This is a genomic window from Mucilaginibacter sp., from assembly GCF_035492695.1.
GTDB lineage: Bacteria > Bacteroidota > Bacteroidia > Sphingobacteriales > Sphingobacteriaceae > Mucilaginibacter.
This window is the reverse complement of the sequence record NZ_DATJJC010000017.1, coordinates 106,412-119,771: the sequence shown is the minus strand read 5'-3', so window position 1 is coordinate 119,771 and position 13,360 is coordinate 106,412. Positions and strand designations below refer to the sequence as shown.

10 protein-coding genes are annotated in these 13,360 nt (G+C 45.2%); 2 read left to right on the top strand and 8 right to left on the bottom strand.

Annotated elements, in window-relative coordinates:
* Nucleotides 1–9: 9 nt before the first annotated feature.
* Both VL525_RS11510 and VL525_RS11505 read right to left on the bottom strand, forming a co-directional pair.
* Entirely contained in the window at nucleotides 10–1,002 is a 993-nt protein-coding gene (locus VL525_RS11510; protein WP_325386612.1) for a PorP/SprF family type IX secretion system membrane protein, read from the bottom strand.
* A complete protein-coding gene (locus tag VL525_RS11505; protein WP_325386610.1) occupies nucleotides 999–4,922 on the bottom strand; it encodes a gliding motility-associated C-terminal domain-containing protein in 3,924 nt (1,307 codons plus the stop codon). Before VL525_RS11505 ends, VL525_RS11510 begins: the two co-directional genes overlap by 4 nt.
* Before the next feature lie 127 nt (nucleotides 4,923–5,049).
* Here VL525_RS11505 and VL525_RS11500 point away from each other — a divergent pair, with 127 nt between their 5' ends.
* A complete protein-coding gene (locus VL525_RS11500; RefSeq protein WP_325386608.1) occupies nucleotides 5,050–5,736 on the top strand; it encodes an FkbM family methyltransferase in 687 nt (228 codons plus the stop codon).
* A gap of 6 nt (nucleotides 5,737–5,742) precedes the next feature.
* Here VL525_RS11500 and VL525_RS11495 read toward each other — a convergent pair whose 3' ends face one another.
* The 4 genes from VL525_RS11495 to typA form a co-directional block, all read right to left on the bottom strand.
* Entirely contained in the window at nucleotides 5,743–6,843 is a 1,101-nt protein-coding gene (locus VL525_RS11495; protein ID WP_325386606.1) for a hypothetical protein, read from the bottom strand.
* 74 nt (nucleotides 6,844–6,917) lie between these two features.
* Nucleotides 6,918–7,346 carry a hypothetical protein gene (locus tag VL525_RS11490; RefSeq protein WP_325386604.1) on the bottom strand — a complete coding sequence of 143 codons (429 nt, stop codon included), beginning with the start codon at nucleotides 7,344–7,346 and terminating at the stop codon, nucleotides 6,918–6,920.
* Nucleotides 7,347–7,371: 25 nt separating this feature from the next.
* The gene (locus VL525_RS11485; protein ID WP_325386602.1) at nucleotides 7,372–8,742 is read right to left on the bottom strand and encodes a flippase; all 1,371 of its coding nucleotides are present in this window, start codon (nucleotides 8,740–8,742) and stop codon (nucleotides 7,372–7,374) included.
* Nucleotides 8,743–8,937: 195 nt separating this feature from the next.
* Nucleotides 8,938–10,749, bottom strand: coding sequence for a translational GTPase TypA (typA, locus tag VL525_RS11480; protein ID WP_325386600.1), 1,812 nt, complete (start codon nucleotides 10,747–10,749; stop codon nucleotides 8,938–8,940).
* A gap of 226 nt (nucleotides 10,750–10,975) precedes the next feature.
* Between typA and VL525_RS11475 the strand changes: the two genes are divergently transcribed.
* Nucleotides 10,976–11,500: a hypothetical protein gene (locus tag VL525_RS11475; RefSeq protein ID WP_325386598.1), complete on the top strand. Its 525-nt coding sequence runs from the start codon at nucleotides 10,976–10,978 to the stop codon at nucleotides 11,498–11,500.
* Between the two features lie 29 nt (nucleotides 11,501–11,529).
* Here VL525_RS11475 and VL525_RS11470 read toward each other — a convergent pair whose 3' ends face one another.
* Nucleotides 11,530–12,012 (bottom strand): nuclear transport factor 2 family protein, encoded by a 483-nt coding sequence (locus VL525_RS11470; RefSeq protein WP_325386596.1) that lies wholly within the window; start codon nucleotides 12,010–12,012, stop codon nucleotides 11,530–11,532.
* Nucleotides 12,013–12,261: 249 nt separating this feature from the next.
* Complete coding sequence (locus tag VL525_RS11465) at nucleotides 12,262–13,077, bottom strand: alpha/beta hydrolase (RefSeq protein WP_325386594.1); 816 nt, start codon at nucleotides 13,075–13,077, stop codon at nucleotides 12,262–12,264.
* Nucleotides 13,078–13,360: the final 283 nt, after the last annotated feature.

Below are 13,360 nucleotides of genomic sequence, written 5' to 3'. Positions count from 1 at the left end.
TAATCCTATTTAAAACCTCGGGCATACCGGTGCGGGTCCTTTAATACGTTTATGAAAAACATAACTTACCGATAACTCAAAACCACCCTGCCCACCCGAAGCCGCTCGTAAGCCGGATGTATTAAAATCATAACTTACACCAATAATCAGGCTGTTCACATGATAACCAACATCGGCCACAAACGCGTCATCAAGCCGGTACATGCCGCCCAGGATAAGCCCCCTGTCATCATCTGCTTTTAGCTCAGAGTATACCCCTAACGCTTTCACCTGGTTATGCTTTTGGCTCATGTAAATAAAGTGCGGGGTAATATCAAGCTGGTCTCCGGCCTTAAGCCGAACGCCGCCATGTACCACATAACGCAGCGGCAACTTGCTGCTTAATCCTTCTACAGCAAAAGGGTCCTTAGGCTGTGTAAGGTGCGCAATGCTTACGCCACCAAACAGGTTTGCGTTATGATTAGGGTCGCTATCGTAATAGAAAGCGCCCACGCTGGCATCAAATACGGTCGCATTGGTTGTTGCAAAATTTTCAAAACTCGGAGCATTCGGATCATATCCCGTAATTGGATTATACTGATCGTCGAACTGAAGTTTGTTCGGGTCAAAACTGCGGTTGATAACACCGGCCTGTAGCCCGAAGTGAAGTTTTTTCATACCGTCAGCTGAGACCGATATACCATAGCCCAAAGAACCGTAGGCCGCAAAGTAGTTGTAACCGGCATTACCGGCGGCTTGATTCATAATATTTAACCCAAGGCCAAGTTTTTCAGTTGGCAAAAAGTCCATCGACACCCCGCCGGTCTTATAGCCGCTTCCTATACCCGACCATTGTTCTTTCGCATTGAGATTTAGCCTCATATCGCCGTCAATAACACCTGTCAAAGCCGGGTTTAGCCACAACGGATACGCATAATATTGCGAAAAATGCGGGTCGACCTGCGCTTTCACCATATTGGCCGCAACCAGTAATACCGATATGCTTACTATTAACTTTCTCACCTTAATAAAGTAACTGATCCCTTCTTTTTCACCAGTTGGCCATCATTCATCGTGGCCTCAACATAATATACATAAACCCCCGTTGGCTCCTTCGACCCTTTGTAAGTGCCATCCCACCCGCTATCCGGGTTCAGGGACGAATAAATCAATTCGCCCCACTGATCATATACATAGAATTTCACACTTCGGATATTGGGGCCGCGCACATATAAGACATCATTTTTCCCATCGGCATTTGGGGTAAACGCATTGGGTACGAATATCTGGTCGCCGAGCTGGCTTGCCGCCGTCCCCGTTACCGCTACCGAATTTGCACTTTGCTGGCAGGGCGAATTGCCAATTGCTGTTACGATAACGCTCACGGTTTGCTGGGCCTGCAGGCCCGAAACTGTATGCGTTAGCCCATTGCTTCCTGAACTTGGATCTGTAAACGTTTGACCATTATCCGTACTTACCTGGTAGGCGGTTGCGCCGTTTACAGCTGCCCACTGAAATGTAACGCTTGATGTTGTGGTAGCACTTACCACTACTTCCGGCGTAGTTAACGGTTGTAATATCTGCACCTGCACCATCGTACGCGTTGTTGAGATGCAACCAGTCAGGTTGTCAGAAGCTTCTGCATAATAGGTCGTGTTGGAATTCAATGCAGGCGTAGTAAATGACGCACCGATGAACACCGGGCTGCCACCGGTAGCATTTGAATACCATTTGATAACTGCATTATTATCTGTACTGCTTGCTATTAATGTGGCGGCTATACCCGGGCAAACTGAAGTGCCTTGCGCTGTTACCTGCGGCAACGGGTTAACTGTTATCGTTACTGGCGTACGGCTTGCCGAAACACAACCGCCACTATTAGCGGCTTCGGCATAGTAGATCGTATTTGACGATATTGCCGGCGTAATAAAATCGGTTCCGGTGAACACTACACTTCCGCCCGTTGGCGCCGAATACCAATTGTAGATTAAGCCGCTTTGAGGGCCGGATATACTTAACATGGCCGATGAACCGTCACATACCGCAACAGAATTACTTGCCACTGCGGGCGGCACCGGCGGACCTGTTACATTCACCTGCACACTTGCCAAAGCCGGACTGGTACATAATGCACTATTAGTAGCCTCGACATAAAAAGATTGGCTGCTGTTTAACACAACAGTCGTATATGTTGAGCCCGTAAGTAAATGTGTTGTTTTGGCAGGCGAATCGTACCAGTCATAAGTAATTCCCGCTTGCGGAGACGATACAGACAAAGTCGCTGTATTACCTGCACAAATATCTATTGTTGCCGCAGCTAACACAGGTGTAGCCGGGCTAGTAGTTACCTGGATGGTAACTACACCGCTTATTAAAGGAGTTATACACGACCCGGAAGTAACCGTTCGGCGATAATAGGTTGTTGTGTTTAGTACCGGTGGGTCATAATCTTTACTGGTTGCAGCCGGAATATCTGTAAATGTAACGTTGTCTGTTGAACTTTGCCATTGATAAACGGGAGTACCATTTCCGCCGGTTGCTAAACTGCCGGTGATCACTGCCGGGTTACCGGCACCACAGAAGGCTATCACTGCCGGAGCGGTTATATTATCGTTAGCCAAAACGGGCTCTATTGTTATTTTCAACGCATTGCTGGGCAAAGGAAGAGCGCAGTTGCCTGATGTCACCAAACGGCGAAACCATGTAGTGATTGTTGTTTTGGGTAGAACAAGGTCGCTTGAAGTGGCTCCTGCTATATTTGTAAAAGTGACATTATCAGTTGAGCTTTGCCATTGATAGGCGTAGGTTCCATTACCTCCAGAAGGAGTACTGCCTGTCAGATCGTAAGTTCCCACGCCGCCTGCCGGACCGGCGTACTGCCCGCAAAAAGTATTTACGGGCTGCGCGTCGAGCGTATTGTTAGCCAAGGCTGGCTGTACGGTAAATTGCACGATGTTACTTGCAGCAGGCGCGGTACATGCTCCTGAGGTCACCGTCCGGCGATAGTAAGTGGTTGCTGAAATTACGGCAGGATCATAGCTTAGAGACGTAGCACCTGGTATATCGGTAAAAGTGGCGCCATCGGCGGAACTTTGCCATTGATATGCATATGTGCCGTTGCCCCCGGTAGCAGCTGCACCTGTAATTACCGACGGATCGCCATTTGCGCAAAAAGAAACAATAGCAGGTGCTGTTACTGTATTATTTGCGAGCGGCGGCTGTATTTGAATACTGATCACGTTGCTTGTATTGGGTACAGCACAAGGACTGGATACAATACGGCGATAATAGATGGTGGTATTTAGTGCCGGCGGATCATAAGTAAGATTGGTTGCTCCGCCGATATCCGCGAACGTAGTACCATCCGCAGAGTTTTGCCACTGGTAGGTATATATGCCGCTGCCGCCGGTTGGCGTGCTGGCTGTAAGCGGCGCAGGATCGGTGTTGCCACAAAAAATAGCAGGCGATGGTGCCGTGAGCACGTTGTTGGTAATGACGGGCGACGAAGTCGGTGTGTATTTGGCAATGTAAGTATCGGATTGAAAGTTGATGGCTGTTACCGGCGTGGAAGTACAGTTGGATGGATCGAAATTCACTGTTGAACAGAAAGAGCCGCCGGCGATAACGTTGCTATTCTTATCTACCCCAAGTTCGATGCCTAACGAAAGATTACAATTAGCGCTACCACCTCCAAACGCCCATTTATAGTTACCATTGGAATCATACCTCCCTATAAAAAAATCGCGTTGGCCATGGTCGCTTACATTAGCAACGGCGGCGGAAGGATCGAAATCAATTGTGCCGTTAAAATAGCCGGTTATATAAATATCATTGTTATTGGGATCGTTCCGGAGCTGGTAAGCAAAGGCACCGCCGCTGAAACCATTTCCTCCTATATCTTTAACGAACTGGAACGTACCGGCAGAAGAATATTTCGCTATGAAAACGTCCTGGACGCCCACGGGAGTTAGCGTAGTGCCGCCGAATTTAACCTGAAAATTAACTGTTGCTGCCAGGTAAATATCATTGTTCGAGTCGATACTGATGATCGACCCATTATTCACATAGGTGCCGTCAATCGAATTTACCCATATCAGTTTACCGGCAGGTGAATACTTGGCGACAAATCCCTTACCCGCCCCACCCGCATTTAAAGTGGTATGCGCTCCCAATGGATCAAAATCGACCGAACCATCATAATATCCCGACACAACTATATTGCCGTTGCTGTCCGTTCCATTACCATAAACTTCGGTGTCACCTGATGTTCCCAGGTTGATGGCCCATAGCACGTTGCCATTGATGTCATATTTTACCATCAAACCATTGTATTGGCTTCCGCCTGCGGTATAACTTGTTCCGCCGACAGTTACCGTATACTGGAAAATTGAGGTGGTTGTCACGTTACCCTGCGCATCTGCCGATACCTGTTCGCCCCGGTCGGTTCCGCTGGCGCCGAAAGACGTAGCCCAAATAATATTGCCATTGGTATCCAGGTGTATGAGGAACATATCCTCGGCACCCTGCCCTGTTAAATTAAAGGCGCCTGCAGTAAGAACATTCGACTGAAATTGACCTACTATTGTTGGGTTCCCGTTAGCATCAACGGTCATATTATTAACCTGGTCAAGACCATTACCCCCCATTGAAACAGCCCAAACCAATGAGCCATCAGGTTTATATTTGGCTACGTAAATATCATAACCACCCACAGAGGTTAAATTTTTCACACCTGCCGATGGATCGAAATCGACCGTGTTGCTAAAGTAGCCCGTTATATAAATATTGTTCTGGTTGTCGGTTATTAGCCCGGTAGGTTTACTATCTCCGGCTCCGCCAATATCATTAACCCACTGCGGAACAGGCAACTGGCAAAATCCCGCAAAAGGCAGGATAATAAAAAGTACTATGAACAGAAAAGGTTTAGTAATCTGTGTTATCATTGCGACAGGTTGCCCAAATATAATATTAATCCCTAAAGTAACGATTATTCCGAACTATTGCAGCGTTTCTTCCAATAAGCTAAATGTGATACTTACTGAATTTTGTAATTATTATTACTTTAGCCGAATGTTCGATCTGAAAAAATTCATCCTAAAACGTTTTCCCATAGACCAGTTCACTTCGCTGAAATCTTACTCGCAGGAAGGTGAAGATATGGTGATCAGATCGTTTTTCGAAGGGATGAAAAACTATAAAGGTTTCTATGTAGATGTGGGGGCTCATCACCCTTATCGCTATTCGAACACCCTTTTCTTTTATCAAAATGGATGGCGCGGCATCAACATAGAGCCTACCCCAGGCGCCATTAAATTGTTTAATAGATTCAGAAGAAAAGATACCAACCTGAATATCGGCATCAGCAATAAAAAGGATAAGCTGACCTTTTATTGCTTTAACGAACCTGCATTAAATGGATTTTCGAAAGAGCATTCAAAAGAAATAGACCAGGCATCAAACCCTTATCATATTATTAAAGAAGCAGATGTTGAAACTTATCCCCTGGCCGATGTACTTGATAGATACCTGCCGGCAGGGCAAAAGATTGATTTTTTGACTATTGACGTTGAGGGGCTTGATCTTGTCGTTTTAAAATCAAATAACTGGACAAAATATAAGCCATCGTATGTGATGGCAGAAGACCGTATAGATTTTGAAAACCTCGCCGATTCTGAGGTATATAATTATTTAAAAGAACAAGGTTACCAGTTAGTCGCTAAAACGTTCCGGACCTTGTTCTTTAAATTAGTTTCTTAATAAAAATTATTCCTTTTTGTACGTTTGCGTATAGGCGGCACCCGCGGTGGCATCTAGCCTCCATATCGTTAACGAATCCGTGCTTATTTTTAATATATCAAATGACCGCTGAAGCGGAGCACCATTGTCCAATACCAGCGGGCATCCGTGCGCCTCATCCTGTAATAACCACGAACCGTCCAATGGCGTACCGTTGCTGTTTACATTGTACGTTGCATCGGCATTTAACCTGAATATCCCGACAGGGAAGATATAATCTGTACCTGAAATGACACCACCAGATACGTAGTCTGTACGTATGCTTACATTGTCCCAGGTTTGTTCGAGTTCGGTCAGCGACGGACAGGTTACGGCCGAGTAGTGCTGCGTATAAACGATATTGCCTGCTTTGCGCCTGATGACCAACGAGTCATTATTGGCTTTTAAAATATCAAACGTGCGCTGCCACGAGGTAGCGCTATCCAATGTTACCTGGCAATAATCTTCATTTGCTATCCATGAACCGTTCAGCGGCACATTATCACTTAAAACCCTGTAAGTGCCATCACTGCTCAACTGGAAGAAGCCAACAGGGTGTATTGTAGACGTGCCCGCAAGCGTAACCCCATCTGAATCATAGGTGTCGATCTGGGTATAGGCGTTAGCCCATTTTTTTGTTAAATATGGAGCGCAATTGCAGGAATACCCTGCAAATTTCTGAGTAATGACTGATGAACCTGATTTTTGCCTGATCACCAGCGAATCGGCGTCCAGTTTAACGATGTCGAAAGTGACGCCTAATTCGCCGCCCGCATCCAGCGCGAGATCGCATTTATCGTCTATCGACCATTTCCCGGTAACGGATAGCCCGTCACTGACAGCGGAATATGCTCCGCCGCTTTTTATTTGGAGAAAGCCCACAGGGTGAGCATAAGTGGTTGATTCTATTGTGCCGCCTGCATTGTATTTATCCACCTGGGTAACCACACTTGCCCATTTTTTTACAATAAGGCCGTCAGTAGCATGTGGACATTTTTGAACGTCGGTCAAAGGGTCTAATTTCTTACAGCTGTAAAATGAGCTTGTGCAGAAGATCGCTAAAATTGCGTAGAGTAGGGTTCGTTTCATCACTAAAAGTCTAGGTTAACAAAGTAAAGGTATAATATTTTTTCTATTTACTTAAAGAAGTTTCAAAATAACAATTAGTTCGTTTTCTGCCTGACATAATGCTGTCCGTAAATAACACGATTAGGAGTATCTGTTCTTGAAATAGTCAGCGAATCATCAGAAAGCTTTTCTACAACGAACGTCCTGCTATCCGCATTCCCCTTATCTAACGTTATCGTACAATCCTGATAATTAAGGTGCCACATCCCGGCTAACGGCACGCCGTCACTTACAACGCTGTAGGTCCCATCATTCTTTAAAGTAAAGCTACCAACCGGGTGAAGATAATAGGAGTTGGTAACCTGGTTGTGGCGATCGAAATGCTGCACAAGGATATAAGCATTCGTCCATGGTTTCTCCACTTGTTTCACATCAAAACATGGCGACTTGCCGCTGTTTTTACATGAGTTAATGATCAATATGGGGATGGCAAATAAAAGCGAACATGACAACCGGTTTCTCATATGCGTTTCGTTTTATATATGTCACCTATTTCTTCAAGAGTCTTTTAAATAACGAAACAAAGAATAATGACCGGAACATCATAATTGCCTGGTCGTTCACTTTGGGTATGAATACCAGGAACATCGTCGACCCGCCATAGGCTGCTAAGGTGGCTATGGCGGCACCCATCATCCCCATTTTAGGTATGAGTATCAAATTAAGGCCGATATTCACTATAGCACCAAAACCTGTACGGATGAACGTTAATTTATTATAATTTTCCGCAATGAGGTATTGCCCGCTTGCGGCACCAAGGAACACAAATATCCCGGACCATATATGAACCGATAACACAGGCGCAGCATAAGCAAATTCGGGCTTATATAACTTATAAATAAATGGCGCGGCGAAGGTAATTACGATCGCTACTGGCACACTCAGATACACCATCAGGTCGTACAAATGCTGGATGCGTTTTCTATAACGTCCGGCATCGTCGCGTTTAGCGTTTAAAATTGCAGGGAACAATGATGTGACGATAACCACAGGTACAAAATTCCAGGCTTCACTAAAAGATGCAACGGTTGCATAAGCCCCTGCTTCTTTTACCCCCTTCATATTCTGGATCATGATCTGGTCTATCTTCATAAACAAGGAGATCATAATACCGGATATGATAAGCGGCCACGAATAATTGAGCAGTTTTTTTGCCAGTACGGCGTTGTAACTCCAATTAAATATATTCCTGTTTTTGCGCTGATAAGTAAAATAATAGCCAATTGAGATCAGCAAAAAATCGAAGGCATAGGCGTAGACAAACCAGATCAGCGGCATTTTGGCGAAGATCAATGCGAGCTTGATGACAGCCGATAACAGGTTACCCCCAACCTGAACCTGCATTATGTACTTTGATTGTACCTGCGACTGGAAATAGGAATCGATAACGGTAAAGGCCTGGATAATGCCGATCATGGAAAAGATCAAAACATAACTATACGGCGTGCCTTTGGCAGGGTACACCTGGTATGCCAGCCATATCAGCGGAACGCATAAAATACCGGCAAGCACTTTCATCCAAAAGGAGGTGCCTAATATGCTATCCCTGTTTTCGGGGAAGGCATGCAGCTCTTTTACTATAAATTGGTCGAGCCCGAGTGTAGCTATCGCCGAAAAGAAATAGATATAAACTGTACCACCGAAAAGGATACCGTTTTGCCCCCTGCCCAGGTAGTTGGTCACGCTGATGCCAACGATCATCTTGATGAGCAAACTGCCAATACGTCCCACAAACAGCATCCCGGTATTTTTAAAATACTTATTGAATGCTTCCTGGTCGAATCCGGGGATATTAGGTATGCGCATAGTTTGTGGTAAAGATATAAAAAAGGTAAACCCTTTGGGTTGGTCATCAGGCATCAGTCATTGGGCATTCTATCATCGCTTTGCAGTGTCTAATGACAATTGCTCAATGCCTGTTTTGTTCCGTTCTTTATTTTGCAACCGTTTTGCGGAACACTTATCAACAAAAAAGCCGGGAAAAAAGATTCTCCCGGCTCCTATATTCTGATCACTAATTAACCAATCACCGGTTAACTAATCATTAATAACCAATTACTGATTCACAAACTTCTTAGCATTCACCTTACGCTCATTCTCATTCAGGAATATTTTGCGCATACGGATACTTACCGGGGTAACCTCGATATATTCGTCAGCCTGTATATATTCCATCGACTCCTCCAGCGAGAATTTGATTGCCGGTGCTATACGTACGTTGGTATCACTGCCCGATGCACGCATGTTGGTCAGCTGCTTGCCTTTGGTCAGGTTGATCACCAGGTCGTTATCGCGGATATGTTCGCCCAATACCTGTCCTTCGTAAATATCCACACCCGGGTCTATGAAGAAACGGCCCCTGTCCTGCAATTTATCAATCGCAAAAGCAGTTGTTTTGCCAGTATCCATCGATACCAAAACACCATTCAAACGACCTGGGATAGTACCTTTCCAGGGCTCGTATGCCTTAAAGCGGTGCGCCATGATAGCCTCGCCGCCGGTAGCGGTCAGTACGTTATTACGCAGACCAATAATACCACGTGCAGGAATATCAAATTCCAGGTGCTGCAAGTCGCCTTTTGGTTCCATAACCAGCAGGTCGCCTTTACGTTGGGTTACCAGCTCAATCACCTTACCGGCAACATCGCCGGGTACATCTACAATCAGCGTTTCCACCGGTTCGCATTTAACACCGTCAATTTCTTTGATGATAACTTGCGGCTGGCCCACCTGTAACTCATACCCTTCGCGACGCATGGTTTCTATCAGTACCGATAAGTGAAGGATACCGCGACCGTATACGAGGTATGAATCCGGCGACTCGGTTTCTATAACCTTCAGCGCCAGGTTTTTCTCCATCTCTTTGTACAGGCGGTCACGTAAATGGCGAGAGGTTACAAACTTGCCTTCCTTACCAAAAAACGGCGAGGTGTTGATGGTGAACAGCATGTTCATTGTAGGCTCGTCAATTTTAATAACGGCCAGTTGTTCCGGGTTCTCAAAATCAGCAATGGTATCGCCGATGTCAAAACCTTCAATACCAACTACGGCACAAATATCACCCGATTTTACTTCGGATACTTTAACCTTACCCAAACCTTCGAAAGTGTAAAGTTCTTTTATTCTTGATTTTTGGATCTTGCCATCGCGTTTAACCAGCGATACCGGCATGTTTTCCTTAATGGTACCACGTGCAACACGACCAACAGCAATACGGCCCACAAACGAGGAGTAATCCAGCGAGGTGATCTGCATCTGCAAAGTACCTTCAGCCACAGGCGCCGGCGGGATATTAGCCAGTATGGCGTCCATCAGCGGGAATATATTATCCGTCGGTTTCTTCCAGTCGGTGCTCATCCAGCCTTGTTTCGACGAACCGTAGATCACCTCAAAATCAAGCTGTTCTTCGGTAGCTTCAAGGTTGAAGAATAACTCGAATATCTGTTCGTAAACTTCCTCAGGGCGACAGTTTTCTTTGTCAACCTTGTTTACAACCACAATCGGTTTCAAACCAAGTGATAAGGCTTTCTGCGTAACAAAGCGCGTTTGCGGCATGGCGCCTTCAAAGGCATCGCACAGCAAAAGCACACCGTCAGCCATTTTCAACACACGCTCTACCTCGCCGCCAAAGTCGGCGTGACCAGGGGTATCAATGATGTTGATCTTAACATCTTTATACATTACCGAAACGTTTTTCGATACGATGGTGATACCACGTTCGCGCTCCAGGTCGTTGTTATCTAATATCAACTCGCCTGTTTCCTGGTTATCCCTGAAAATGGCGCAGCTATGTAAAATCTTATCAACCAGGGTAGTTTTGCCGTGGTCAACGTGAGCGATGATCGCTATATTTCTTATTTTTTGCATGAAAATGCCGCCTCTAAATTTGGCGCAAAGGTACGCTTAATTAATGGGATATGGAAAGGCAAGCCAATTATTAGCGGAGAAATGATTTTGCGGTAACATTGAAAAGGACGGCTTGCCGTTGCCGATAGGTAAAGTGAAAGATATTGTATGCAACATCTGCTATTAAAATCTTGTCGCTAATACCAACTATTATTATATTTACCCTTAATCTAATCTTTATCATTGCATGAATAAGACATATTTCTTTTTATTTTTCGCAGGGATCTTGTTCCATTGTTGTTCATTACTGACGTTCGCAGCCGATCATAAATTCATTACCGTCGAAAGTACAAACATTGCTGATACTGTTAAATGGACCAAGGCAGAAGTTTGTGAAGGGAAAGATTCGACGTTTGTTAGTGGTCAAAGCCAATCGACAGGCGCTGTAAGATGTACCAATATTAATAAACAGATTGGCGGAATAATAATAAGTATTAGTTATACACTGAATGAAGGAGATCGAGCCATGCCAGTTGTGAGCAAGATAGTGCTGGCTTCTCGTAAAGCGCCATCGGGCACTGATCCAATAAAAATCTTGTCATCCGTTTCTGAGATCAAGGGCAGTAAAATAGCATTCTCAATTGGCGCTATAGATACTATCAGCTGGCATGAGAAATCCTGGGGCGCTCCCACGACGATAGACGGGACTTATGATACCTCAAACGGAAAATATTCTGTGCGCATTCGTCAACAAATACCGGAAAAACTCTAAAAATTTATCATTCCGGACGACCATGCTGCTCAATGCAAACTCACCACCTTTGTTATCTGCCACTTATTATCCCTCAATCGCCAGATAACAATAAACTTATCGGGCTTTGATGGCGTCTCGCTTTCCACGTGATTGATGAACCGGTGCAGACCGATCTCCACCGCGCCCCAGTTGCCTATGGGGTAAACCTCGATACTGCCCGGCACCAGTACCCGTGTTACCTTACCGCAAATATTATCTTTAAGTGCCTTCAGCAGGTCTTTTTTCGAGGTCATCAGTCCACCCTTATCGTGGTAAAATTCGATGCTGTCCGAATAGATCGCCGCCTGCGTAGCCATGTCGCAGGTATTATAGGCGTTAAAGTAAACGCTGTCCATGTGTACTATGGTATTATATAATTTCTGATCGCTTATTTTATAAGTATAGGCGTCCTGGCTTTGGGCAGATGCGGTGAATGATGAGGCTATTGCAGCGAACAAGGTCAGCAATACCGGTTTGATAAATTTTTTCATGATCCCTTATTAAAGATTGTGTTGTACAGGTTTGACGCATGATATTGAAAGGACGTTACAATACGTTGGTCTTTTAGATCACCTCGCTCCTGCCCGCAAGATGCGCTGGTGGTTTGCAAATACTTTCAATTAAAATATTTAACTATTGATGGTTTACACCTGTTTTATACAATCATTTGGAAATCAAACGCTTATATTAAAAACAGGCCAAATTGTGTTAACCATGTTAACCTTCCCGATTGATAACACCTACCGCCCAAAAGCCCAAACCAAAAACTTAGGCATGGCAAAGGCCCAGGTTGCTACGCTATGCGTACCCCCGACAATTTCGAGGTATTGGATATCAGCCGGGCGGGTATAGCCTTTGGCTTCCAGTTCTTTGATCACGTCGATGGTATCATCTATCGAATCAATAATACCGTTTTTATTACGGTCGGCAGTTTCATCTTTTGTGCCGGTTTGCAGCCAGAATTTTAAAGCGGGCTTGTTTTTCGCTTCGCGGATTGCCTGGTGCATAATGCGGTCGGCGTCGGTGTAGCCCTTGCCCAGCTCTTTGCTTCGCCACCAAAACGAACCGGAGAACACACCCGCTTTGCTAAACAACCCGGCGTTATTCCAGGCAATATCCATAGCCGAAAGCCCGCCCAGCGAGAATCCCGCGAAAGCGGTAATCTCAAAATCTTCGATACCTGTCTCCTTTTTAATAGCAAGCAAAAGCTCATTAACGATAAATTTGGTGTAGGCTGCCGCTTTGGCTCCGCGTTGTTTATAATCAGGTTTACCCGCAACGCCATACTCCTGCAGACGATCGTTGCCGCAATGTATGGCGGCTACAGCAACTGGTTTCACTGTGCCGGTTCCATACAGGTTCTCCAGCGTTTCGCTTAGTTGCAGGCTGACGGTTTCCTGCCCATCGTTCAGTAGCAGCAGGCTGATGGGTTCGCCCGCTTCACGACCGCCGGGCAGCAGTAAAGTTATGGTAACATCCCTTTTCAGGAACTCGGATTCAATAGTTATTTCGCTTTGGGTAACGGTCATTTCGCTCACATTCCAGTTCAAATACATCGCACAAAAATCTTACAAGGGGGCAAATGTAGGGATTTTGTGATTATGGATACGACGTTCGTACAAATCTGTCTTCCATTTCGGTTAAAGCCATTTCCAGTATTTGATTATCCGCCACATAAATGGGACGGCAATAAATTTGGATAAATCCCTTTTTAATGCATTGCCGTCGGCTTAAGCCGACGGTCAAATAACCAATAGCCAACGGGCTTTAGCCCAAACTCGACAACGAGATTAATAAATCTTCAGACTGTTGTCTTTTTAATTCAAAGCATTTAACTTA